The organism is Microbacterium sp. NPDC087591 (assembly GCF_044743625.1).
Lineage (GTDB): Bacteria > Actinomycetota > Actinomycetes > Actinomycetales > Microbacteriaceae > Microbacterium.
Genome location: NZ_JBIUWU010000001.1, coordinates 1,707,963 through 1,731,551 on the forward strand (window position 1 = coordinate 1,707,963; position 23,589 = coordinate 1,731,551).

General features: G+C 68.3%; 25 protein-coding genes. 13 read left to right on the forward strand and 12 right to left on the reverse strand.

All coding sequences use genetic code 11. The annotated features are described in order from the left end of the window. Positions 1-118: 118 nt before the first annotated feature. Genes ACIOVG_RS08030 through ACIOVG_RS08055 form a run of 6 tightly spaced genes read right to left on the reverse strand, consistent with a single transcriptional unit; the run spans position 119 to position 5,754 of the window. Positions 119-871 carry an ABC transporter ATP-binding protein gene (locus tag ACIOVG_RS08030; protein WP_400871294.1) on the reverse strand — a complete coding sequence of 251 codons (753 nt, stop codon included), beginning with the start codon at positions 869-871 and terminating at the stop codon, positions 119-121. After that, a complete protein-coding gene (locus tag ACIOVG_RS08035; protein WP_400871297.1) occupies positions 868-1,665 on the reverse strand; it encodes an ATP-binding cassette domain-containing protein in 798 nt (265 codons plus the stop codon). Before ACIOVG_RS08035 ends, ACIOVG_RS08030 begins: the two co-directional genes overlap by 4 nt. After that, a complete protein-coding gene (locus ACIOVG_RS08040; RefSeq protein ID WP_400871300.1) occupies positions 1,662-2,522 on the reverse strand; it encodes an ABC transporter permease in 861 nt (286 codons plus the stop codon). The genes ACIOVG_RS08035 and ACIOVG_RS08040 overlap by 4 nt, the downstream gene beginning before the upstream one ends. Further along, positions 2,519-3,481, reverse strand: a complete 963-nt coding sequence (locus ACIOVG_RS08045) for an ABC transporter permease (RefSeq protein ID WP_400871303.1) — start codon at positions 3,479-3,481, stop codon at positions 2,519-2,521. Before ACIOVG_RS08045 ends, ACIOVG_RS08040 begins: the two co-directional genes overlap by 4 nt. Positions 3,482-3,533: 52 nt before the next feature. Next, positions 3,534-5,030 (reverse strand): ABC transporter substrate-binding protein, encoded by a 1,497-nt coding sequence (locus ACIOVG_RS08050; protein WP_400871306.1) that lies wholly within the window; start codon positions 5,028-5,030, stop codon positions 3,534-3,536. Positions 5,031-5,058: 28 nt separating this feature from the next. Continuing rightward, positions 5,059-5,754, reverse strand: a complete 696-nt coding sequence (locus ACIOVG_RS08055; protein WP_400871309.1) for a DUF1684 domain-containing protein — start codon at positions 5,752-5,754, stop codon at positions 5,059-5,061. 139 nt (positions 5,755-5,893) lie between these two features. Between ACIOVG_RS08055 and ACIOVG_RS08060 the strand changes: the two genes are divergently transcribed. Continuing rightward, positions 5,894-6,049 carry a hypothetical protein gene (locus ACIOVG_RS08060; RefSeq protein WP_400871312.1) on the forward strand — a complete coding sequence of 52 codons (156 nt, stop codon included), beginning with the start codon at positions 5,894-5,896 and terminating at the stop codon, positions 6,047-6,049. Between the two features lie 310 nt (positions 6,050-6,359). Here ACIOVG_RS08060 and ACIOVG_RS08065 read toward each other — a convergent pair whose 3' ends face one another. Continuing rightward, on the reverse strand, positions 6,360-7,475 hold the full coding sequence (locus ACIOVG_RS08065) for a hypothetical protein (RefSeq protein WP_400871315.1): 1,116 nt from the start codon (positions 7,473-7,475) through the stop codon (positions 6,360-6,362). Continuing rightward, a complete protein-coding gene (locus ACIOVG_RS08070; RefSeq protein ID WP_400871318.1) occupies positions 7,472-8,440 on the reverse strand; it encodes a hypothetical protein in 969 nt (322 codons plus the stop codon). Before ACIOVG_RS08070 ends, ACIOVG_RS08065 begins: the two co-directional genes overlap by 4 nt. A gap of 79 nt (positions 8,441-8,519) precedes the next feature. On the opposite strand from ACIOVG_RS08070, the gene ACIOVG_RS08075 reads away from it, so the two are divergent. Beyond that, a complete protein-coding gene (locus ACIOVG_RS08075) occupies positions 8,520-9,122 on the forward strand; it encodes a GNAT family N-acetyltransferase (protein WP_400871320.1) in 603 nt (200 codons plus the stop codon). Between the two features lie 22 nt (positions 9,123-9,144). Then, positions 9,145-9,501 carry a hypothetical protein gene (locus ACIOVG_RS08080; protein WP_400871323.1) on the forward strand — a complete coding sequence of 119 codons (357 nt, stop codon included), beginning with the start codon at positions 9,145-9,147 and terminating at the stop codon, positions 9,499-9,501. A gap of 7 nt (positions 9,502-9,508) precedes the next feature. On the opposite strand, the gene ACIOVG_RS08085 is transcribed toward ACIOVG_RS08080, so the two are convergent. After that, positions 9,509-10,099 (reverse strand): Lrp/AsnC family transcriptional regulator, encoded by a 591-nt coding sequence (locus ACIOVG_RS08085; RefSeq protein WP_400872710.1) that lies wholly within the window; start codon positions 10,097-10,099, stop codon positions 9,509-9,511. A gap of 151 nt (positions 10,100-10,250) precedes the next feature. Here ACIOVG_RS08085 and ACIOVG_RS08090 point away from each other — a divergent pair, with 151 nt between their 5' ends. The 5 genes from ACIOVG_RS08090 to ACIOVG_RS08110 are packed head-to-tail and all read left to right on the forward strand — an operon-like array spanning position 10,251 to position 15,495. Continuing rightward, positions 10,251-11,837, forward strand: a complete 1,587-nt coding sequence (locus ACIOVG_RS08090) for an ABC transporter substrate-binding protein (RefSeq protein WP_400871326.1) — start codon at positions 10,251-10,253, stop codon at positions 11,835-11,837. A gap of 11 nt (positions 11,838-11,848) precedes the next feature. Next, a complete protein-coding gene (locus tag ACIOVG_RS08095) occupies positions 11,849-12,910 on the forward strand; it encodes an ABC transporter permease (RefSeq protein WP_247628421.1) in 1,062 nt (353 codons plus the stop codon). Beyond that, on the forward strand, positions 12,907-13,818 hold the full coding sequence (locus tag ACIOVG_RS08100) for an ABC transporter permease (protein WP_400871329.1): 912 nt from the start codon (positions 12,907-12,909) through the stop codon (positions 13,816-13,818). Before ACIOVG_RS08095 ends, ACIOVG_RS08100 begins: the two co-directional genes overlap by 4 nt. Then, positions 13,815-14,663, forward strand: a complete 849-nt coding sequence (locus ACIOVG_RS08105) for an ABC transporter ATP-binding protein (RefSeq protein ID WP_400871332.1) — start codon at positions 13,815-13,817, stop codon at positions 14,661-14,663. The genes ACIOVG_RS08100 and ACIOVG_RS08105 overlap by 4 nt, the downstream gene beginning before the upstream one ends. Continuing rightward, positions 14,656-15,495, forward strand: a complete 840-nt coding sequence (locus ACIOVG_RS08110; protein ID WP_400871335.1) for an ABC transporter ATP-binding protein — start codon at positions 14,656-14,658, stop codon at positions 15,493-15,495. The genes ACIOVG_RS08105 and ACIOVG_RS08110 overlap by 8 nt, the downstream gene beginning before the upstream one ends. Positions 15,496-15,593: 98 nt before the next feature. Here the strand turns inward: ACIOVG_RS08110 and ACIOVG_RS08115 are convergent, their stop codons facing one another. From ACIOVG_RS08115 to ACIOVG_RS08125, 3 genes are all read right to left on the reverse strand, one after another. Further along, complete coding sequence (locus ACIOVG_RS08115; protein ID WP_400871338.1) at positions 15,594-16,091, reverse strand: hypothetical protein; 498 nt, start codon at positions 16,089-16,091, stop codon at positions 15,594-15,596. A gap of 64 nt (positions 16,092-16,155) precedes the next feature. Then, positions 16,156-16,635, reverse strand: a complete 480-nt coding sequence (locus ACIOVG_RS08120) for a hypothetical protein (RefSeq protein ID WP_400871340.1) — start codon at positions 16,633-16,635, stop codon at positions 16,156-16,158. Between the two features lie 786 nt (positions 16,636-17,421). Then, a complete protein-coding gene (locus ACIOVG_RS08125) occupies positions 17,422-18,012 on the reverse strand; it encodes a hypothetical protein (protein WP_400871343.1) in 591 nt (196 codons plus the stop codon). A gap of 380 nt (positions 18,013-18,392) precedes the next feature. Here ACIOVG_RS08125 and ACIOVG_RS08130 point away from each other — a divergent pair, with 380 nt between their 5' ends. Genes ACIOVG_RS08130 through ACIOVG_RS08150 form a run of 5 tightly spaced genes read left to right on the forward strand, consistent with a single transcriptional unit; the run spans position 18,393 to position 23,576 of the window. Beyond that, on the forward strand, positions 18,393-19,436 hold the full coding sequence (locus ACIOVG_RS08130) for an ABC transporter substrate-binding protein (protein WP_400871345.1): 1,044 nt from the start codon (positions 18,393-18,395) through the stop codon (positions 19,434-19,436). After that, complete coding sequence (locus ACIOVG_RS08135) at positions 19,433-20,464, forward strand: FecCD family ABC transporter permease (protein ID WP_400871347.1); 1,032 nt, start codon at positions 19,433-19,435, stop codon at positions 20,462-20,464. The genes ACIOVG_RS08130 and ACIOVG_RS08135 overlap by 4 nt, the downstream gene beginning before the upstream one ends. After that, positions 20,461-21,507 carry a FecCD family ABC transporter permease gene (locus tag ACIOVG_RS08140; RefSeq protein WP_400871349.1) on the forward strand — a complete coding sequence of 349 codons (1,047 nt, stop codon included), beginning with the start codon at positions 20,461-20,463 and terminating at the stop codon, positions 21,505-21,507. The genes ACIOVG_RS08135 and ACIOVG_RS08140 overlap by 4 nt, the downstream gene beginning before the upstream one ends. A 51-nt stretch (positions 21,508-21,558) precedes the next feature. Then, complete coding sequence (locus ACIOVG_RS08145) at positions 21,559-22,776, forward strand: CaiB/BaiF CoA transferase family protein (protein ID WP_400871351.1); 1,218 nt, start codon at positions 21,559-21,561, stop codon at positions 22,774-22,776. Beyond that, the gene (locus ACIOVG_RS08150; protein ID WP_400871354.1) at positions 22,776-23,576 is read left to right on the forward strand and encodes an HpcH/HpaI aldolase/citrate lyase family protein; all 801 of its coding nucleotides are present in this window, start codon (positions 22,776-22,778) and stop codon (positions 23,574-23,576) included. Before ACIOVG_RS08145 ends, ACIOVG_RS08150 begins: the two co-directional genes overlap by 1 nt. Positions 23,577-23,589 lie beyond the last annotated feature (13 nt).

A 23,589-nucleotide genomic window follows, 5' to 3' on the forward strand; every position in this document is an offset into this window, starting at 1 on the left:
CCCGCCGGTGGCCGATCAGTGACGCGCGAGCGCCAGAATCCCCTAGATCCGGGGGGACGGGCCCGAGCCCTGCAGTGACGCCCGCTCGTCCCGCTGCACGCCTACCTTCTGCCGTGACTCAGGGCAGCCGCGGCACGGCGTCGACGAGCGCCCGCGTGTAGGGGTCCTGTGGGGAGTGCAGCACCGAGGCGGTCGACCCCTGCTCGACGACACGGCCGTTCTTCAGCACGAGCGTGCGGTCGCAGGCCGACGCGATCGCCGTGAGGTCGTGCGACACCATCACGAGCGACAGGCCGTTCTCGCGGCGCAGCCGGTCGAGCAGTTCGAGAACCTGCACCCGCGTGGTGACGTCGAGGGCGCTGACCGGTTCGTCGGCGAGCAGCACGCGCGGGCGGGAGACGACGGCCCGCGCGATGGCGATGCGCTGACGCTGCCCTCCGGAGAACTCGTGCGGATACCGGCGTGCGGTGTCGGCGGGGAGGCCGACCGACTCGAGCGCTTCGGCGATGCGGCGCTGGGCGTCGGCACCGGATGCGAGTCGCAGTGAGCGGAGCGGCTCGCCGATGATGCGGTCGATGCGCTGGCGGGGGTCGAGAGACGAATACGGATCCTGGAACACCGGCTGCACGCTCGCGCGGAACCGACGCAGCTGCGCACGATCGCGCACAGAGAGTGGTTCCCCCTCGAACAGCACCTGTCCATCGCTCGGGGCGGCGAGGCCGAGCATGAGCCGGAGGATCGTCGACTTTCCCGCCCCCGACTCGCCGACGAGGCCCAGCGAGTCTCCCTCGTCGATGCGCAGCGAGATGTCGTCGAGCACGCGGCGAGATCCGTAGGCGAAGCCGGCCGCGCGCAGCTCGAGCAGCGTCATGGTCCGACCTCCCCGGCGTCGAGGAACGCATCGAGAGTGCGTGCGCTGTCGACCAGCATCCGGGTGTACGGCTCGGCCGGTTCCTGCAGAACCTGGGACACTGCGCCTTCTTCGACCACGAGCCCGTCACGCAGCACGACGATGCGGTCCACCATGCGCGAGACGATGGCCAGGTCGTGGCTGATGAACAGCAGCGCCATGCCGCGCTCTGCGACCAGGCGCTCGAGAAGGGTGAGCACGCCGTCCTGCACGGTCACGTCGAGCGCGGTCGTCGGCTCGTCCGCGATGAGCAGCTGCGGGCGGGCCGCGAGGGCGATCGCGATCGCCACCCTCTGGCGCTGGCCACCCGAGAGCTCGTGCGGGTACGCGCGCGAGATGCGCGGATCGGAGAGCGCGACCTCGTCGAGCGCCGCGGCGACGGCGCTTTTCAGCTCCGCCCCGCGCAGCCCGAGGTGGCGGCGTAGCGGCTCCGCGACTTGACGCCCCACCCGCATCAGCGGATCGAGCGCGGTGAGCGGCTCCTGGAACACGATCTGCGCGACGGGTCCGCGGAGCGGGCGCAGATCGGCATCCCGCGCGCCGATCACCTGGTGGCCGTCGAGCAGCACCGAGCCCGATGCCGAGAGCGAATCCGGCAGCAGACCGGTCACTGCGAGCGAGGTGAGCGACTTGCCGGAACCGGATTCGCCGATCAGGCCGAGACGCTCTCCGGCTGCGAGCGAGAACGAGACCTCGCGCACGAGGGCGTGGGATGCCGAACGCACCGAGAGGCCTGCGACGTCGAGAATGCTCATCGGCTCCTCCTGCGGGTCGGGTCGGCCAGGTCGCGCAGTCCGTCGGCCAGGAAGTTCACGCCGAGCACGAGCGCGATGATCGCGAGACCGGGAGCGATCGCACCGACCGGCGCGGTGAGCACGGTGCCCTGTGCCTCCTGCAGCATCCGCCCCCACGACGCGTTGGGCGGCGGAGCGCCCAGGCCCAGGTACGACAGGCTCGCCTCCGCGAGCACGGCGGCACCGAACTGCAGCGCGAGGCTCACGGCGAGGGTCGGCGCGATGTTCGGCAGCACGTGCTGGAAGATGATGCCGAGCACGCTCGTGCCGCTCGTGCGGGCGGCGGTGACGAACTGCTCCTGCAGCACGCGCCGGGCGAGGATGCGCGTGAGGCGCGCGACCACCGCCGACATCGCGAGGCCGATCGCGAGCACGGCCGACCACAGCGATGCGCCCTGGATCGCGACCACCAGCATCGCGAGCAGCAGAACGGGGAACGCGATCACGACGTCGAGTCCGGCCGAGAGCGTATCGTCGACCCAGGGCCGGGAGAACGCGGCGATCAGGCCCACGATCGTGCCCAGCACCGCGGCGATCGCGACCGCGCAGATGCCGACGATCAGAGCGATCCGGGCGCCCCACATGAGCTGAGAGAGCAGGTCACGGCCGAGTCGATCCGTGCCGAGCAGGTGCAGCGCGCTCGGCCCCTCGAGCCGGCTGCCGCTGGTGTCGGCGAGCGGATACGGCAGCCAGAACAGCGAGACCAGGGCGACGAGCACGATCGCACCCGTGAGGACGAGCCCGATCAGCAGGGTCGCCTTCGGGCGCCGTCGTACGGGTACGGATCCGGTGATCAGTTGTTCGGCGACGCGGCTCATCGATTCCCCGAGACGCTCGTGCGCAGACGCGGATCGATCAGGCGCTGCACGATGTCGGCGGCGAACCCGACCGTCAGCACGAACAGCGTGCTGATGACCAGGACGCCCTGGATGACTTGGAAGTCGTGCTGCTCGATGGCCGACAGCAGCAGACTCCCGAGTCCGGGAAGAGTGAAGACGCTCTCGACGACGACCGCGCCGAGCAGCGTCGTGGACAGCTCGATGCCGAGGACCGCCACCACGGGGACCGCGCCGTTGCGTACGCCGTGACGCAGGAGCGCCTCGGCGGTGCCGGACCCGCCGGCGCGGGCGGTGCGGAGGTAGTCGCTGCCGATCACGTCGAGAGTGGCCGAGCGGACGTAACGGCTGAGGGAGGCGCTCATGACGATCACGATCGTGATCACCGGGAGCGCGAGCGAGCGCAGTGCGTCGGCCGGATCCTCCCAGTCGTCGCGAGGGAATCCCCCAGAGGGCAGGAGGCCGAGTCCGAGTGCGAACACCCAGACGAGCACCACGCCGACCCAGAACACGGGGACGGCGACGCCGAGTTGCGCGAAACCCGAGAGCGCGATGCCGTACCAGCGGTCGGACTTCACTGCGGCGGTGATGCCGATCACGAGCGACACGAGCAGCGCGACGGTGAAGGCGATGAGAGTGAGCGGCAGGGTCACGGCCAGACGGTCCGCGATGTCGGGTCCGACCGGACGACCGCTCAGGAACGACTCGCCGAGGTCGAAGCGCAGCAGCTGTCCCGCCCAGGTCGTGAACTGCTGCAGGAGGGGCTGATCGGAGCCGACCTGTTCGCGGGCGGCCGCGATCTGCTCGGGAGTGGCGTTCACGGAGAGCAGGGCGTTCGCCGGGTCGCCGGGGAGCAGGCGCAGCAGCACGAAGATCGCGATCATCGCGACGATCAGCGACACCACGAGGAAGGCGAGGCGGCGCAACAGGTAGGCGAGCATGGCTTCTCAGGATGACGAGGGGGATGCCGACGCGCGGCATCCCCCTCGCACGTCAGGACTTGACGATGTCGTAGGCGAAGAACTGCGAGTTCAGGCCGTTGACCGGGTACCCGCTGAGATCGCTCGAGGCGACCACGATCTGCGGGTACAGGTACAACCATACGCTCGCGGCATCCGCGGCGATCTTCTCGTTGACCTGCTTCAGAAGAGCCGTCTGCTTGTCCGTCGTCGCTGCCTGCTCGGCCTCGGCGACCCACTTCTGCACGTCGGCGTCGTCGTAACCCCAGTAGAAGTCGGGGTTGCCGTACCAGACGACGTCACGGTCGTTCACGTGCTCCTGAAGAGTGGCCTCGAAGTCCTGCTCCTTGAACACCTTGGTGTACCACTCGTCGGCGCTGATCGTGTTGATCTCGACCGTGATGCCGACCTCGGCGAGCTGCGACTGCAGGAACTCCGCCACGGCGGGGTGCGGGTCGTAGCTCGGGGTGTCAAGCGTGAACGTGAAGCCTTCGGCGTACCCGGCCTGCGCGAGCAGGTCCTTCGCCAGGTCGACGTCGTACGGGTTCACGCTCGAGAGGTCCTCGTACCAGGGATCGGTCGGCGGGACCATGGAGCCGATCAGTGTGCCGTAGTCGCCCCAGATCGATTCGAGGAGCTTCTTCGTGTCGATGGCCGAGTAGATCGCCTTGCGCACCAGGGTGTTGTCGAAGGGGGCGACCCGGTCGTTGAACGCGAGCAGCTCCTTGGTGGTCGACGTGCCTTCGCTGATCACGTAGTCGTCGTTGTCGAACTGCGAGAGCGAGTCGGGGCTCTGCACGCTGGTGATCACATCGATCTCACCCGTGAGCAGGGCGTTGTTCTCGGCCGTCGCGTCGGTGAAGTACGTGTAGACGACCTCGCCGTTTTTGGCCGGCTCGCCCCAATAGTCGTCCCAGCGCTCGAGGGTGAGGGTCGAGCCCTTCTTCCACTCGTCGAGCGTGTAGGGGCCGGTGCCGTCCTCCGAGCCGGTGATGTCACCCGCCTCGTCGTTGACGATCCACACGTAGCTGAGGTTGTAGAGGAACGAGATCGACCGCTGAGACAGCGTGAACACGACCGTCTGGTCGTCGGGAGTCGCGATGTCGGCGATCGTCGAGAAGCTCGACTTGCGGGCCGATACCGAGTCCTCGGCGGTGACGGCCTCGACGCTCGACTTCACGTCGGCGGAGGTGAGCGGGTCACCCGAGTGGAAGGTCACATCGTCGCGCAGCGTGATCGTGTAGGTCAGGCCGTCGTCGGAGACCTGGGCGTCTTCGGCGAGCAGCGGCTCGACCTCGCCGTCGTCCGTGAGTCGGTACAGGCCTTCGTAGACGTTCCCGGTGAGCGCCTCCGTCACGCCCTGGCCGCCACCCTGGGTGTTGCTCAGGTTGGTGGGCTCGTACAACGACCCGATGAAGATCGTGGCGTCTGCGCTCGCGGTGGTGTCGTCGCCCGTGCCGGACGCGCAGCCGGCCACGAGGGCGAGCGTGGCGACGGCGCCGAGCGCGCCGAGGATGCGAGTTCTTCTCATGAATGCTCCAGGGTGAGAGTGTGCGGCGTCACGCCGCGTAGATGTCGAAGCCGTCGCGGAAGACGACGTTCTTCTCACCTGCTCGGATCGGCAGGGGGAAGCGGTTGGATGCCGGCGGCAGCGGGCAGTTGTACTGCGCGCTGAATCCGCATGGCGGCACGAAGGCCCTGTTGAAGTCGAGGACGACGGTGCCCTCGTCATCGCGCAGCTGCACGAACAGGAAGCGCCCGGAACCGTAGGTCTCCGATCCGTTGGTCTCGTCGCCGAAGACGAGCAGCAGCGTGCCGCCGTCGTCGAACGCCGCCAGGTCGTACTCGCGTCCGTCGAGCGTGAGGCGGATGTCGCCCGGCACCACGAGGTCGCGCGTTCCACCGTTGTCGCGGATGTGCTCGAACGACACTCTGCGGTCGCCGGCTACCGGGGTGAAGTGACCCTCCAGCACCCACGCCGGATCGTACTCGTAGGTGTCGATGCGGTCGAAGGCGCGGATCGCGGGTGCGTCGGCATCCCAGACGCGCAGTCCGTGCTGGTCGTCGCCGGTGTCGATGTCGGTGCGCTGGATCGGCGTCACGGTGACACCGGCCCGCGCCGCATTCTGCTCGGCTTCCAGATCGGGGCGTTCGCCGGTCCAGCGGGTCTCGATCAGCGCCAGGTTGCCGGTGGCCGCGGTGACGGAGGCGCGGCGTTCTGCTCGCCAGAGGGTGTGGGTTTCGCGTTCGGACATCACCTTCCATTCTCTTGCATGCAGAGGGGGGTGGGGCCGTGCTCGTCACTTGCGGTAACGCGGTACATCGCCCCCAGACGTGGGGGATCTCCGCGAAAACGAGTGCTTGCGGTGCGCTTTCTGTCGTCTCATGGAGGTGATGGAGCCGGGCCGAGAGCCCGGCGAGCGTCTCGTGATCACCGACGGGATGCTCGCCTGGAGGGCGGTGGCGCTGGGCGCGCTGCCGCTGATCGTGGGCGAAGGCGCATTCGGGTTGCGCCTGCGCACCATCTCGTTCGATGGGAGAGCGAACTGATCGAGGGCCTGGGTGCGCGTCGGCGCATCCAGGCCCTTCCTCGTGCAACCGGAGGGCGTCGAGAGGCAGAGTCGTCCGATTCCAGCCGCGACCTGGGAATATGCGGCTGAATGAACGCAAGGCATTGCAACCTCATCCGGTATACCATTCCGACAAGCGCCGAGCAGCGTCAGTCCCCAGCTGACCGCGGGCGCGACGGCTATGCCGTCATGCAGGAGGAGATCCCCAGTCTTCCTCCTGATCCCGAGGGGGGATGGGGTGGGCAGTCGTTCCCCAAACGGCACCCACCCCCACATACGGGCGTTCGCCGCTAGTTCAGTCGGCTCAAGAACCAGAACACGCCGAACGCGATCAGGACGACGATCGGCAGCCACGTTCCGCTGCGCTTGAGTCGACGTCCCTGCTGTGCAACCCCGGGTGGGGGAGTGAGCAGACCGGCCGGCGGGTCGAACGGCAGCGCGGGATCGGTCGCGGCAGACGGCCGCGACGCTGCGGCATCCGCGTTCTCCGCGAGCAGTCGATCGTCGCGCCACCGCGCCCACTGGTCGAACTTCGTCAGCAGCGCCCCCACGGCGCCGAACAGCCACGCCCAGGTCGCCGGATCGAGCGTCGACACCTTGCGCTGGGTGTACAGGAAGAGCCAGTCGTCGACGATCTCCACGTCGAGCTGTGCGGCGTTGTCGATGAAGCGGGCCATGATGTCGGGCGTGAACAGGTACAGCGCGTCGCGCTCGTACCCGGCCGGGCAGTACAGCGTGAAGTGCTGGTCGAAGTCGCCCTCGAGGGACAGGCGCTGCTCCTTCTGGAACGAGGCGGGCAGGTTCGATCCGAAGCCGTTGTTCCCCTTGGCGTCGAGCACGATGTTCGGCAGCGGAACATCGAGCTTCACCGCCACGTAGCCCCACCGGTACGTGGTGGAGTTCTTTCCCCTCTGCACCGTGTACTGGTAGTTGCCGAATTCGACGTAGCGGGGAGTCGACCCGCGCACCAGGTCGGTGGCGAGACGCGAGCGTCCCAGGCTGAAGATCATGCCCGGCAGGGGCGGGTCCGCGACCCGAGCCTCGTACGACATGCCGTTCGCCTGCGCGAAGCGGCTGAGGCGGTAGCGGGTGTCGCGCCCGTTGCGCCATCCGAGCCAGACCATGATCCCGATGGCGGCCAGCACCAGGCCGATCAGCAGCAGCGGGATCGCCGCAGTGCCGGGGGAGCCGCTGGCCGAGGCGAGGCTGAGGATGACGGTGACCACAGTCGGCACCAGCACGAGTGTCACGACGACCGCTACGACGATGCCGATGATGGTCGAGATCGCCGGCCCCTGCGCTCCGCGCGCACGCACCTCGGCGGCGAATGCGCGGACGGCCGCCGGATCGACGGGGTCGGTGAGGGGCGCGGCGTCGAAGGTGAGCGGAGACTGCGGTGTGCTCACGGGTTCACCTCGTCGCCGTTCCATCCCAGATCGGCGCCCTCGGTGATCGGCAGCGCCTCGAGGCGCTCGTCTGCGCAGAGCGCCCGGATGAGCTCGGCGGAGCCGGCCACGACGGTCGAATCGAAGTCGACCTCGCTCACCACGACCCAGGCCCGGTCCTCCGGCCAGATGATGCTGGGTCCCTGCGCGGACGCCTGGAAGCCGTGGTCCTCGGCGAGGCGGTCGCGCCACGGCACGTCGAGCACCCACGCCGGATCGGCGAAGAGGCGCGGGGGCGTAGAGAAGAGCACATGGTCACGGCCGGGCAACCGGAGTCGCGGGCCCTCGGAGATCTCGCGCGACAGGATGCCCTCCTGCCACGACGGCTTGCGGAACACGTTGTTGAACGGGTCGTGGGTGCTGCGGTTGAGCATCGCCTCATGGTTCGGATCGCCGTCCATGGTGAGGAAGACGCGCGAGGGTGACTCGCCCAGGTAGCCGACCAGGCCACCGGTGCCCTCCCACAGTGCGGCGTAGCCGGCATCCGGGGTTCGCGTGTGGGTGATCAGGTGCGCGGCGACGGCGGCCAGCGCGTCGACGTCGAGCTCACCGTCGATCGGAGCCGTGAACTCCCGGCCGTCAGGGGCGACGCGCGCCCGCCAATCCTCTTCGGGAGGCGTCCGCACGATCCGCTGCCATTGCGCCAGCGGATGCAGCGTCGTGCCGAACGCGGCAGCGGTCTCCGCCCACGTGGTGGGCTCGTCGACGAAGAGATCGACGAGCCGAGCCTGCTCGCCCGGAGCCAGCCGCTCCCACTCCTGGTGGGTGGGGACCGCGCGGCCGGGCAGGGACCGCACCACGGCGGGGTGGAACACCCGGGCGTACGCCGGGTATCCGCGAGGGACGACACCGTGCATCGTTCGGTAGTCCTCATCGAGCTGCTCGCGCAGCCACTCGCCGACGCTCGGGTTCGCGATCCACTCCATGCGACCCACGGTACCTGTCGTGCGACGGCCGTGCCCTAGGATCCGAACGTCGAGAAGTGGCCTTCTGAGAGGATCGCGCGTGGTGGATCAGACGCCGTTGCACAGTGGCGGGCTCGCCCCGGACTACCCGATCCCGACCCCACGGCTGCTGCTGAGACCGATCGCGGCCGACGACGCCGTCGCGATGCACGCGTACAAGTCGGATCCGGATGCGGTGCGCTACGTGCCCTATGCCCCGCTGACCCTCGGCGAGGTCGAGCAGCGCATCGCGACGACGTGGTCGCGCACGGTCTTCACGGGGGAGGGCGACGGGATCTGCCTCGCCGTGGAGGAGCGCGAGAGCGGTGCGCTCGTCGGAGATGTCGTGCTGTTCTGGCGCAGCGAGACCGACCGCGCGGGCGAGGTCGGCTACATCTTCGACCCCCGGTTCTCGGGGCGCGGATACGCCACGGAGGCGGTCGACGCGCTGCTCGCGCTCGGCTTCGACGGGCTGGGACTGCATCGGATCGCGGCGCGGATCGACGAGCGCAACTCCGCGTCAGCGCGCGTCGTGGAGCGGTTGGGCTTCCGCCGCGAGGCGTGTCTCGTCGAGAGCGAATGGTTCAAGGACGAGTGGACGACGCTCCTCATCTACGGCCTCCTGGAGACCGAGTGGCGAGAGCGGTCCGCATCCGCGCGGTGATCGCATCCCCCATAATCGAGGGGTGACTGCCACTGCAACGATCCCTTCCCTCGACGGCCGCCGATTCCGGATGGTGTCGTCCACGACCTCTGCGGTCGACCCCGCTGCACCGAGCATCTTCGAGTACTTCGAACGCGACGGGGCGATCTGGGGTGGGTACGAGGGTGACACGGTCACGTTCGGCAAGTTCGTCGGGACCCGCACCGGGGATTCGATCTGGGTCTCGTTCGTGCACGTGCTCGTCGCAGACGGCACCGTCGTGACCGGGGACGGCGAGAGCGAGCTGGAGTTCACCGAGGACGGAGCGATCCGCCTGGTCGAACACTACGAGATGCACGGACTGCCGCAGCTCAGCGTGTGCGAGGAGATCGCCGCCTGATCCTCTGTCAGCGCGGGGGGAGCGTATCGCGACCGGGAGAGGCCGGCGTCCAGCGGGTCATCCCCAACGGGGCGGCGTCGCTGTCGCGCTCGGGTAGATCGCCCGGCAGCAGGTAGGGCCGACGGATGACCTCGTCGAGCACCACCACGCTCACGACCGTGCGCACCTCGGGCAGCTGCGCGATGACGCCGGTCGAGAACTCGTGCACACCGCTCACGTCGACGGCGCGGATCAGCAGCATGGCGTCGTGCTCGCCCGTGGTGATCGCGCACCACTCGACGTCCGGCATCTCGAGCACGCGATCGCGGAACGACGCCCAGGCCTGCGGCAGCACCGTGACGAACACGAGCGCCCCGATCGAGAGGCCGGCCTTGGCCTGATCGACCCGCGCGCTGAAGCCCGTGATGACCCCGTCGTGCACGAGCGACTCGACCCGTGTGTAGGCGTTCGCCCGCGAGATCCCCACCTTGTCCGCGAGCGCGGCGATCGAGACGCGACCGTTATCACGGAGCACTTCGAGGATTCTGTACGCGGTCTCGTCCAAAGGGGTGGCATTCCGTCCAGAATGCTTTGACTGTTCGGCACCCTTGCTGGACATATTGCTCCTCACATCCGAGGTTCTAGACAGACCATGATGATGATCCGCATCCTTGCTGGACACATCGTCGCATATGATGCGAATCTGATCACCGGTCGTCCACATCTGGGGCGGCCACACCCGAATGTACTCCTCGCCTCTGGAGGCTCTCATGTCGTCACGTCGCAGCACGTCGGTCATCGCGATCGGAGCCGTTGCGCTCCTCGCGCTCGCAGGATGCTCAGGAGGGAACTCGGCCAACAACGGCGACCAGTCCTCCGGCACGGATTCGCTGGTCATCGACACGGCGTTCTCGATCGAGACGGCCGACCCCGGCCACACCTACGACCCCACCGGCAACATGATCGCCAAGGCGCTCTACGAGACGCTGGTCGACTTCAAGGGCTCTGACGTATCGACCCCGGTTCCCGGACTCGCGTCCTGGGAGCAGAACGACGAGGCGACCGAGTTCACGTTCACGCTCGAGGGTGATCGCGTCTTCTCCGACGGCTCGCCCATCGAGGCGAAGGACGTCGTCTTCTCGCTGCAGCGCATCCAGGGAATGGCCGACGCCAAGCCGAACTTCCTGCTCGGCGGCCTCACCATCACCGAGGTCGACGACAAGACGATCGAGTTCACGTCAGAGACCCCGCTGCTGCAGCTGCCCGCGATCCTCGCGAACCCGGCCCTCGGCATCGTCAACTCCGACGTCGTGATCGAGAACGGCGGCACGACCGACGGCACCGACACGGCGCAGAAGTTCCTCGACGGGGAGTCGGCCGGTTCCGGCCCGTTCGTGCTCGACACGCTCGACCTCAGCTCGCAGGTCGTGCTCACCCGCAACGACGAGTACAACGGCGACGAGGAGTCGGCGTACAAGCGCGTCGTCGTGCGCAACGTCTCGGAGAGCGCCACGCAGCTCGCCAACCTCAAGGGCGGCGACTCGATGGTCGCGATGGACCTCAACGGCGACCAGGTCGCCGGTCTGGGCGACGACATCACGGTGGACTCGGTCCCGTCCGGACAGACCATCTTCCTGCTGCTGAACCAGTCCGAGGCCGTCGCCGGCGACCTGGCGAATGTCAAGATCGCCGAGGCCATCCGCTACTCGCTCGACTACGACTCGCTGCTGGAGCTGGCAGGCGCCGGCTCCGTGCAGGCGACCGGTGTCATCCCGCCCGGATTCGAGGGCGCGCTCGACAGCGGAGTGACGCAGGACCTCGACAAGGCCAAGGCCGCGCTCGCCGAGGCCGGCTACACGGGTCAGACCCTGAAGCTGCAGTTCCCGAACGACTACCCGGTCGGTGGCGTGGAGTTCACCCCGCTCGCCGAGCGCATCCAGGCCCAGCTCGAAGACGCCGGCATCACGGTCGAACTGGCACCGGCTCCCTTCGCGACCGAGCTCGACGCCTACGTCAACGGCACCGAGGGCTTCGGCCTCTGGTTCTGGGGTCCGGACTACGCGGACTCCGCGAACTTCCTGCCGTTCGGTCCCGGTCTGAAGGTCGGTCTCCGTGCCGGCTGGGCCGCTGAGGCCAATCCGGCCATCGCCGCGATCGCCGCCGATGCCGCGGCTGCCACCGACGCCGCTGCACGCACCGATGCCTTCACGGCATTCGCCGAGGCCATGCAGACCGAGGGTCCGTTCGTGCCGCTGATCGTCCCCGGTCGCAACATCTCCTCGGCCGACAGCGTCACCGGCGCCGTGTACAACTCCGTCTGGGAGATGGACATCGCCGAGATCACCCCGGCCGGCTGAGCGGATATCCCATGACGACAGTGGCGGTGCAGAGGCAGGCGCAGCGGCGCCGGTCGCCTCTGCTCGGATACCTGCTGCGGCGGGCCGGCACCTCCCTGCTCCTGTTGGTGGGCGTGACGATCGTCACGTTCGCGCTCACCAACCTGGTGCCGGGAGACCCGGTCTCGGCCGCACTCGGTGAGGGCGCGTCCCAGAACCCGGCGACGCGCGAGGCGTTCATCCGGGAGCACGGACTCGACCAGCCACTGTTCGTGCAGTACTTCATCTATATGGGGAACCTGCTGCGCGGGGACCTCGGCACGTCGCTGGTGACCGGACGCCCGGTCACCAGCGACCTCGCCACCGCGGTGCCGGCCACGATCGAGATCGCGATCGGCGCGATCATCCTCAGCCTCGTGGTCAGCATCGTGCTCGGCACGCTCGCCGCCTACCGGCGCGGACTGGTCACCGACCAGGTCATCCGGGTGGTGACGCTCGTGGGACTCAGCGTGCCGACCTTCTGGCTGGCGCTCGTCAGCTTCTACGTCTTCTTCCTGGAGCTGCGCATCGCCCCCGGCTCCGGACGCATCTCCCCGTCGATCACCCCGCCCCCGCGTGTGACCGGGCTCTACACGGTCGACTACCTCCTGAACGGCGACGCGGTCGGCTTCTTCGACGCCCTCGCGCACCTCGCCCTGCCGGTCATGGTGCTGTCGCTCGTCACGATCGGTCTGCTCACCCGGTTCATCCGCACATCCGTGCTCGAAGTGCTCGGCAGCGACTACGTGCGGGCCGCGCGGGCCAAGGGGCTCCCGGCCATGCGCGTGATCCTCGACTACGTGCTCCGTGGCGCCTCGCTGCCGATCCTGACCGTCGTCGGTGTGGCCTTCGGGGCGCTGCTCTCGGGGACGGTGCTCGTCGAGTCGGTCTTCGCCTGGCCGGGATTGGGCACCTACGCCTACAACTCGGCCGCGAACCTCGACCTGCCCGGCATCATGGGCGTCGGTCTCGTGGTCGGATTCATCTACCTCCTCATCAACTTCGTCGTCGACCTGCTCTACGGCGTCCTCGACCCGAGAGTGAGGATCGCATGAGCCGCATCGCCGCCGCGACCCCGGCCGGACGCTTCCGCTTCCGGTGGCCCCGAGCCTGGCGCACCCCGCTGGGCATCATCGGCACCGTGATCGCGGGCGCCTGGGTCATCGTCGCCTTCACGGCGCAGTGGTGGGTGCCGTTCGGCCCCAACGCCCAGGTGCTCCCGCGCCTGCAGCCGCCGGGAATCGACACGCTGCTCGGCACCGACGGCAACGGGCGCGACATCTTCTCGCGTCTGATGACCGGTGCCACCGTGAGCCTGCCGCTCGCGCTCACCCTGGTGATCGCGGCCATGATCATCGGCACCGTGATCGGTGCGCTCGCCGGATACTTCGGCGGATGGCTCGATGAGACCCTGATGCGCATCACGGACCTGTTCATGGCGTTCCCGACCGTCATCCTCGCGATGGTGGTGGCGGCATCGCTCGGCCCCTCGCTGTTCAACGCCGTGATCGCCGCGATCGTGGTGTCGTGGCCGCAGTACTCCCGTGTCACCCGCAGCATCGTGCTCGGTCTGCGCAGTCAGAACTACGTGATCGCCGGCCGGCTGCTCGGCCATTCGCCCCTGCGGACGCTGTTCGTCGACATCCTCCCGAACATCGCCGGGCCCGTGCTGGTGCTGGCGACGCTCGACATCGGCGCGGCCATCCTGCTCCTCTCCGGACTCTCCTTCCTCGGTCTCGGCGCACAGCCGCCGACGGCCGAGTGGGGATCGATGATCTCCGGCGCGATGCAGAACTTCGACGCCTGGTGGCTCGGAGTGTTCCCCGGACTCGCGATCCTGACCGTGGTGCTCGCGTTCAACTTCCTGGGCGACGCGATGCGCGATGTGCTCGACCCGACGGCCGAGATCACGCACGAGAAGCAGGCCGAGCACAAGGCCTCCGCGACGGGAGTCGCCGCATGAGCGCCCAGAGCACGCCGGTTCAGGGGGCTGCGACCACCGTCGCCCCGACGCTGAGCATCCGCGACCTCACGATCGACATCGGCCGCCCGCTCGTCAAGGGCGTGTCGATCGACCTCGCGCCCGGGCGCATCCACGGTCTCGCCGGCGAGTCCGGCTCCGGCAAGACGCTGACCTCGCTGGCGGTCCTCGGACTGCTGCCGCGCCAGGCGCGCACCGGTGGGTCGATCCGCCTCGGCGACGATGAGCTCGTCGGTCTCGGACGTCGCGCGCTCAACCGCATCCGCGGGAAGCGCATCGCGATGATCTTCCAGGACCCCTCGGCGTCGCTGCATCCGCAGCTGCCGGTCGGCCGCCAACTCACCGACCACATGCGCGTGCACCTCGGCCTCAAGGGGGCGGCGGCGCGTGCCAGGGCGGTCGAACTGCTCGAGACCGTGCAGGTGCCCAACCCCGAAGAGGCCCTGAAGCGCTACCCGCACCAGTTCTCCGGCGGACAGCGTCAGCGCATCGCGATCGCCTGCGCCCTCGCGTGCGACCCCGACGTGCTGCTGGCGGACGAGCCGACCACCGCGCTCGACGTCACGGTGCAGGCCGGCATCCTGCGGCTGCTGCGCGACCTCGCGACCGAACGACGCCTGGCTGTGCTGCTCGTCACGCACGACCTGGGCGTCATGAGCGCGATCGCCGACGAGGTGGCCGTCATGAAGGACGGACGCATCGTCGAGCGGGCCGAACGCGAGACCCTGTTCCTCTCGCCGCAGCACGAGTACACGCGCACGCTGCTCGCGGCGCTGCCCGGTTCGAAGATCGAGGAAGCACCCGAGGGAGAGGCCGCTGATGAGTGAGGTCGCCGTTCTCGACGCGCAGAACATCGTGGTGCGCTACCCGGGCAACCCACCCGTCATCGCCGTGAACGGGGTCTCGCTCAGCGTCGCCCCGGGTGAGACCGTCGCCCTGGTCGGCGAGTCCGGCAGCGGCAAGTCCAGCCTGGCGCGTGCCGTGGTGGGCATCGAGAAGACCGCGGGCGGGACGGTGCTCTTCCGGGATGCTCCCGTGTCGCCGCTCGGCATCCGCCGCCGCTCGATCGCGCTCACCGGCATCCAGATGGTGTTCCAGGATCCGTCGACCTCGCTGAATCCGCGGCGCCGGATCGGCGAGCAGATCGCCGACGGCATCGCCACCGCTCGCGCACGGGGTGCGGAGGGGTCGACCGTCGAGGAGTGGCTGGAGCGCGTCGGGCTGCCGACGACCGTGAGCACGCGGTTCCCGCACCAGTTCTCGGGCGGGCAGAAGCAGCGCATCGCGATCGCCCGCGCGCTGGCCGCCCGGCCCTCGCTGCTCGTCGCGGATGAGCCGATCTCGGCACTCGACGCCTCGACGCAGACGAGCGTGGCCGGACTCATGCGCGATCTCGTGGCAGAGGCCGGAGCCGGGATGCTGTTCATCTCGCACGACCTCGCCGTGGTGCGCCGCATCGCCGACCGCACGTTCGTGATGTTCGGCGGACGCGTGCTGGAGTCGGGTCCGACCGACCGGGTGTGGGCCGATCCGCAGCATCCGTACACGCGGGCACTGCTCGCCGCGATCCCGGAGCCGGACGGCGCCGGTCGCATTCCCGTCGCTCCGACGACCGAGGAGCGCATCATCTGGTCGGAGATCCCCCCGGTCCTGAACTGAGGTCGCTCGCGCGCCTCATCCGTCGGCCCTCGTCGGGTTCGTCGGCCCTCTCGCTCCCCTCGCCCGGCGGTCCCGTCGGGCGAGGGGCCACCATGCCCTCAGGTGAGTGCAGTAGTTGATGACGATTGCTCCGGGACTGCACCCCCGACCGCCTCGCGCGGCGTGCTCGAACCGACGCGTCGAGACGGGTAGAGCAGAATCAGCCCGGTCGCCGCAAGGCAGCAAGCCGTCCAGAGCCCCTGTCCGGGGATGCCGTCTGCGCTGGCCCACTCGACCCAGAAGAATCCGGAATCTGCGAGGGGGAAGGCGAGAACAACGGTCACTATCGCCACTGCGCCGATAGGGCGTCTCGGCACGATGCGTGCGACCACGAGTGCGATGACGATCGTGGCCATGATCCCCCACAGGGTGAGGAGAGGCGTGAGGTCGAACGACGAAATGGCCTCAGCGCAGGCCGGATTCATCTCGATCCAGGTCGCGCCGGCGCAGGGAGCCCAGTACGACGATGTGACCCACACCATCCAGAGCGAGGCTCCGATGAGGACAGTCGCGCTCGCGAACCGGGTCCATCTTCGGAGGCGTTGATCGAGACTCATGATGCGCATGCTACCGGGTCGGTCAAGGGGCTGGCGAGCCTCCTGACCGACCCGGGCGTGCCCGTTAGCAGGCACGGAGCCCGGTGACGTTCCCGCCGAGATTGTTCACCTTGAACCAGACTCCTGCCGTACCGGTGTTCCGGTAGGACGTGGAACTGCCCAGGCCGGGGCCAACTTTGATGAAGAGGCAGGACTTGGGGCCGACATAGACCGCATCCCAGTCGTAGAAGCGTCCAGACGAATCCTTGAAGACGTTCGAGTTTCTGTAAGCGTTGAGCGTGGCGGTCACGCCGGTCACCGTGCCCACGCCACTGCTGATGGTGGGGGAGAAGTTCGTGCCGATTCTGATGTTCACGGACGAGGTGTTGTAGATGATGCCGCAGTTGATGCCGACTTGGTTGGCAGTGCATCGGGTGTCAGAAGCGTTCGCTGGGGCCGCACCCAAGCCGACTGCCGCGAACGACAACAGGACGGCGAGTGTTGCTGCGACCATCTTCTTTCTCGGCGTGCGTCGAACCTGCTTCGTTGTTGTTGCATGCGTCATTTCAGTTCCTCCTTTGGCGCGCCGCGGTGACGCTTAGGAAGAGGGAACTGCATAGCGGCGAACAGCACCACAGCGCAGATTGCCTTGACGACACGCACGAGGGGGTATATCAGACCAATGTTGTGGCGGGTGGTGCCCTGCCGCGCTAGATTCTCGTGTACTGCGTCCGCGGGTCAGATGTAGTTTCGACAATCCATCGCCGGGGGGTGTATGGCGAAAACAGACTGGGCTGTTCTCAACATCGCGAGGCAAGTTCGTTGCGCTCGTCGAATGCGCGGAATCTCGCAGGAGAACGTCGCGTATCAGGCTGAGATCGCTGTGCACACGTACCGTCGTCTCGAAACCGGGCTGGGTGGTTCGTCTCTCGATTCACTGCTGCGCACGATGATCGCACTCGATATGGAGTCCCTCTCTATTGAGCAGAAGGATGTTTGTGCGGGTGCTGTCGGCAGCACGTCTGCCGACGAGGTCGCAACCTGTGAACGGTGCTTGTCAGCGCCACCCAGGACGGATCGACCCCGCTGAAGCTGCCGGAGCTCGCACGACCTCGCCGTGGTGCGCCGCATCGCCGACCGTACGTTCGTGATGTTCGGAGGACGCGTGCTGGAGTCGGGTCCGACCGACCGGGTGTGGGCTGATCCGCAGCATCCGTAAACGCGGGCACTGCTCGCCGCGATCCCGGAGCCGGACGGCGCCGGTCGCATCCCCGTCGCGCCGACGACCGAGGAGCGCATCATCTGGTCGGAGATCCCCCGGTCCTGAACTGAGGTCTAGATCGTGCCAGAGTCAGGTGGCACGCTCGAATAGCGGGATCCAAGGAGTGCCGGAGACGACGCCTGACTTCCAGAATATTGGCGCAACGTTGTTTGGGCAGTTGAACTCCAGCAGGGTGAGAAGAGCGCGGCCTCCGAATCCAAGTGGATTGTTGGGCATAAGCGCACCTCCAATCGAGCTGGTCATCTCTTCCGCGTCACGACGTTCCTTCTCAGTGTCGAAGACTCCAGATTTAGGACTGAATGGTCGGAAGCGGTCACCAAGATATGTCCCACCAACCGTCTCAACCCCGACAGGTCCATCGGACCGGGGAAGATCCGCTTCATCTCCAACGACGCTGGCGCCAACGACAACGTGGACCTTCTCTCGCCACTCCTCGCCCATGCTGACGATCATCTCAGTGAGAGAGTCGAGCTCTCTAGATAGATGGGTACCCGTGCCGCAGTAATCATCGAGCAGGAACACCACCGCGCCGGTTTCATGGCTTCGGATGCGGTCAGCTAGCGCGGTGACTTTGACGATGTTTGCCTTCTTGATCTTTAAGGCCTTCGCGAGAGCGGCTAGGGTTCCTTGTGTGGCGAACGACACATGGGCTTCGCTCACGACACGTGCGCACTAGGCCGGTCAGACGTCGAGTGCTTCGCTTGTCACGGTGTTTCGCGAAGAGCATGGTGACTATCGTCGATGCGGAGCCAACGCCGGAGAAGACTCGGGCTCGATGGGGACGAATGGGACGGCCGAGCAGATTGTGCTCGCAACAACGAACACAACGCCCTGATCGCACAGGAACCGGTTGCAACTATTCTCGAGCGCGGTCAGGCGGCATCGTCTAGCGCGGCCCGGCACTTCGAAAGCCTGCGCCATTGTCGTCAGCGCCGCCAGGAAGATCAGCCACCCCAGTAGATTCCCTACTTTGAGCGCGCCGCGTTCACTTCTGCCAGATAAGCTTAGGCAACCCTTATCTCACGGAACAGGTCCCCGCCATGCCTCTCTCCCGTTCGAAGGCGCTGACCGCCTTCTTCGCCGCTGCGCTCGCCGCGGCCGTCCTCACCTCCTGCTCGCCGTCGACATCGACCACGGATGGCTCGGCACCCGCCGCCGATCCCGGCGCGTTCCCGGTCACGGTCGACCACGCCTACGGCGAGACCACCATCGCCGAGCAACCCGAGCGCATCGTGACGGTCGGCTACACCGAGCAGGACACCCTCTGGGCGCTCGGCCTCACGCCGGTCGGGGTGACCGACTGGTACGGCGACCACGAGTTCGCGTCCTGGCCATGGGCCGACGCGGCGCGTGGGGACTCCGAGCCCGAGGTGCTCACCACCACCGACGGCCTGGACTTCGAGGCGATCGCCCTGCTCGACCCCGACCTCATCATCGGTACGAACGCCGGGATGACGGAGGAGGACTACGACCGCCTCTCCGACATCGCCCCGACCGTCGCCCACTCGGGCGACTATTCGATGTACTTCGAGCCGTGGGATGTGCAGACCCTGCAGATCGGCGAGGCCGTCGGACTGGGCGATGAGGCGCAGAAGCTGGTCGACGACATCGACGCGCAGTTCGCGGAAGCCGCCGCCGCCCACCCCGAGTTCGCCGACACCTCGATCGTGTTCCTGCAGAACGCGATCTACGACGGCGCCGCGATCGCCTACCAGGACGGCTTGAGCACCGACTTCCTCACCGACCTCGGGTTCACGATCCCCGCCGACATCGATGCCTACGCGCCGGATGACAGCTCGGGCGGCCAGGCGTACATCCCGGTCGAGAACCTCGATGTGCTGAACGCGGCCGATGTGCTGATCTGGGGCACCGAGTCCGACGACGACGTCACCGCGCTCGAGGCGCAGCCTTTCGTTACCGCGATCGACGCCATGAAGAACGACAAGGTCGTCTACACCGACGGCATCACGGCCGGTGCGATCTACTTCACGTCGCCGCTGAGCCTGCCCTACGTCCTGGACTCCCTGGTGCCGGCCCTTGCCGATGCCGTCGCCGGGAACGGGCCGGCCCGCACCGCGGAGTGACCACCGCCGCACGCACGAGACGCGATCCGCGCCGGCTCTCCACCGGTCGGGTCGCGCTCGTGGTCGTGCTCGCGGTCGCGGCGCTCGCCCTCACGACCGTGATCGGGCTGACCGTCGGCACGAAGCCGGTCGGGCTCGACACCGTCTTCGCCGCGATCGCGCACTTCGACGGCAGCGACCTGCAGCTCGTGGTGCGGGAATCGCGCATCCCGCGCACCGCGCTCGGCCTCGTCGTGGGGCTGGCGCTCGGTGCGGCGGGAGCCGTGATGCAGGGACTCACCCGCAACGCGCTGGCGGATCCGGGACTGCTCGGGGTCAACGCGGGCGCATCCGTGGCCGTGGCCATCGCCGTGGCGGCACTCGGACTCCACGACTTCCCGCACCTGATGGCCTTCGCCCTCGGCGGGGCGCTCCTCGCGACGGTCGCCGTCGTGCTGCTCGGAGCGGCCGGGGGAGGGAGCCCCGTCACGCTCGTGCTCTCGGGCGTCGCGCTCGCCGCGGTGCTGGGTGGCGTGACGACGGCCCTCGTGCTGCTGAACCCGACGGCCTTCCTGCAGATGCGCAGCTGGGAATCCGGCACGCTCGCCGGACGCGACCTGTCGATCCTCACGGTCGCCGGCCCCGCGATCGCGGCGGGATTGATTCTGGCGCTCCTGATGACCCGCAGCCTCGACGTGCTGGCCCTCGGCGACGACACCGCGGCGGCGCTGGGCGTGCGGATCGGACGCATGCGCACCGGCGCGGTGGCTGCGGTTACGCTGCTGGCGGGAACGGCGACGGCGGTGGCGGGTCCGATCGCATTCCTCGGCCTCGCGGCCCCGCACATCGCACGCGGGGTGGTCGGTTCTTCGCAGAAGGCGATCGTGCCGCTGGCCGCGGTGATCGGAGCGATCGTCGTGGTGCTCGGCGATGTGGTGGGACGCATCATCATCGCCCCGCAGGAGGTGCCGGTCGGCATCGTGATGGCGTTCATCGCCGCGCCGTTCCTGATCTGGATCGGCCGCCGCAGGAATCCGGTGCAGATGTGAACACCTCGACCCACGTGAACACCTCGACCCACGCCGACATCCGCCGCGCCCGCCGCCCCCTCGGCCGGCGCGGGTGGTGGGCGATGGGCACGCTCGCCGCGGTGATGCTGCTCTCGTTCCTCGCGAGTCTGTCGATCGGCGACACCGTGATCCCGCCGCTGCGGGTGATCGAGGCGCTGTTCGAGACGGACGGGGGCATCCGGATGGTGGTGGTCGACTGGCGGCTGCCGCGGGCGCTCGCCGCCGTGTTCTTCGGAGCCGCGCTCGCACTGTCGGGCACCGTGTTCCAGACCATCACCCGCAATCCGCTCGGCAGCCCCGACGTGATCGGGCTCACCACCGGTGCCTACACGGGCGCGCTGATCGTCATGACCACCGGGGGCGGATCGGGCTTCGCCGTCGCGATCGGTGCGGTGCTCGGCGGCTTCGCCACGGCGGCACTGGTCGCGCTGCTGATCGCGGGCCGCGGGGCACTGGGCTACCGCATCGTGATCGTCGGCATCGGGGTGAGTGCAGTGCTCGCCGCCCTGAATGCATGGATGCTGCTGCGGGCCAGGCGCGAGGTCGCGATCTCCGCCGCGATCTGGGATGCCGGATCGCTCAACGGTGTCGGCTGGGCGCAAGCCCTGCTGCCGATCGCGGTCGTGACAGTGCTCATGATCGTGCTGTGGCTCGCGCAGCGCGGACTGTGGCTGATCGAGCTCGGCGACGACATCGGCACCGGCCTGGGTGGACGGATGGGTCTCACCAAGGCCGGACTCGTGGCCATCGCGGTCGGCCTGATCGGTGTGGTGACAGCGGTGATCGGTCCCATCGCGTTCATCGCACTCGCCGCTCCGCACCTCGCGAAGCTGATCGCGAAGAACGGTCCGGCGCACCTGATCGCGACCGCGCTGATGGGAGCGACGCTGCTCTCGCTCGCCGACATCATCGGACAGAACGCCGTGCCGAAGCACGCGCTGCCGGTCGGCGTCGTCACCCTCGTGCTCGGCGGGGTCTACCTGATGTTCCTCGTGGTGCGCACGGCGCGGCGGCGGTTCTGAGCGGGCGGCCGGAGGGTCGATCCCTGGAGGGCGTGTGACTATCATGTCTCGGTGCCGGACCGGGAAGATTTGAGAACTGTTCCACAGGCACCCCTCGAGGGGGTGCGCGTGCTCGACGTGTCCACGCTGTTCGCCGGGCCTCTGGCGGCGACCTTCCTCGGGGATTTCGGTGCGGATGTCATCAAGGTGGAGCACCCGATACGTCCGGATGCCTCGCGGGGGCACGGACCCCAGAAGGACGGTGTGAACCTCTGGTGGAAGACACTCGGGCGCAACAAGCGCACCGTGACGATCGATCTGAGCGACCCCGCCGGCGCCGAGGTGCTGCTGCGGCTGGTGGCCGATGCCGACGTCATGATCGAGAACTTCCGCCCCGGCACACTCGAGCGCTGGGGGCTCTCGCCTGAACGTCTGCAGAAGGCGAATCCTCGGCTGGTGCTGGCCAGGGTGACCGCGTTCGGGCAGTTCGGTCCGTACTCCGCGCGGCCCGGCTTCGGCAGTCTCGCCGAGGCGATGAGCGGCTTCGCCGCCCTCACGGGTGACCCGGATGGCCCGCCCACGCTTCCCCCGTTCGGTCTCGCCGACGGGATCGCCGCTCTCGCCACCGCCTATGCCGTGATGGCCGCGCTGCGCAGCGCCGAGCGTGACGGCCACGGTCAGGTCGTCGACATGGCGATCATCGAACCGATCCTCATGCTGCTGGGCGGACAGATCACCGCGTGGGATCAGCTCGGCATGGTGCAGCCCCGCACCGGCAACCGCTCGGTCAACAACGCTCCGCGCAACGTCTACCGGTCCCGCGACGGCGTGTGGCTGGCGGTGTCGACGAGCTCGCAGTCGATCGCTGAGCGTGTGATGACCGTCGTCGGGCGTGCCGAGCTGATCGAAGAGCCCTGGTTCCGGTCAGGACATGAGCGGGCGCTGCACGCTGACGAGCTCGATGAGGCGGTGCAGTCCTGGATCGGGGCTCATGATGCCGACGAGGTCGTCGCGGTGTTCGAGGCGGCATCAGCGGCCATCGCCCCGGTCTACGACGTGCGCGGCGTCGTCGAGGACCCGCAGTATCAGGCGTTGGGCACGATCGTGCGCGTCGACGACGACGACCTCGGCGACGTCGCGATGCAGAACGTGCTGTTCCGCCTTTCGCGCACGCCCGGGTCGATCCGGTGGACGGGGCGGAGACACGGCGCCGACACCGACGAGGTGCTGCGCGATGCCGGTCTCTCCGATGCGGAGATCGCGCGCCTCAAGACACGGGGAGCGGTGTGATGGACGGCTACCGCAGTGGTCTCTATGTGCCGGGGGATCGTCCTGACCGCTTCCTCTCGGCTGAGGAGAGCGGTGCCGATCTGCTGGTGTTCGACCTCGAGGATGCCGTCGCGCCGGAGCGCAAGTCGGCGGCGCGCGACGCCGTGGTCGAGTGGCTCCGCGACGGGCGGCGGGGGAGTGCCGCGGTGCAGGTGCGCGTGAACGCGGGCGACGAGCGGGATCTGCAGGCCGTGTCGGCGCTGGCGCCCGAGATCGGCATCCGCCTGCCGAAGGTCGAGGGCGTCGCCGATCTCGACCATGCGCTCGCGCTCGCACCGGGACGGCCGCTCATCGCCCTGCTCGAGTCCGCTCGTGGGGTGGTGAACGCTGTCGCGATCTCTGAGCATCCGGCCGTGGTCGCCCTCGCGCTCGGGGAGAGCGATCTGCGCAGCGAGGTCGGGGGAGGGGAGGCGATGATCACGCACGCGCGGCTGTCGATGCTGTTCGCGGCGCGCGCCGCGGGATTGCCTGCACCTATGGCGTCGGTGTACCCCGCGATCCGCGACCTCGAAGGGCTGGCCGACGACACCCGCCGCGCAGCCGATCTCGGCCTGTTCGGACGGATGGCTGCGCATCCGCTGCAGCTCGCGGTGATCGCCTCGATCTTCGCCCCCACCGAGGCCGAGGTCGCCTGGGCGACAGATGTCCTCTCGGTGCTGCAGGGGGGAGGAGTCATGACCCTCGCCTCGGGCGAGATGGTCGACCCCGCGATGCGAGGGCGCGCAGAACGGATTCTGGGGATGACCGAACCGAGGTCTTGACACCCGGAGGGAG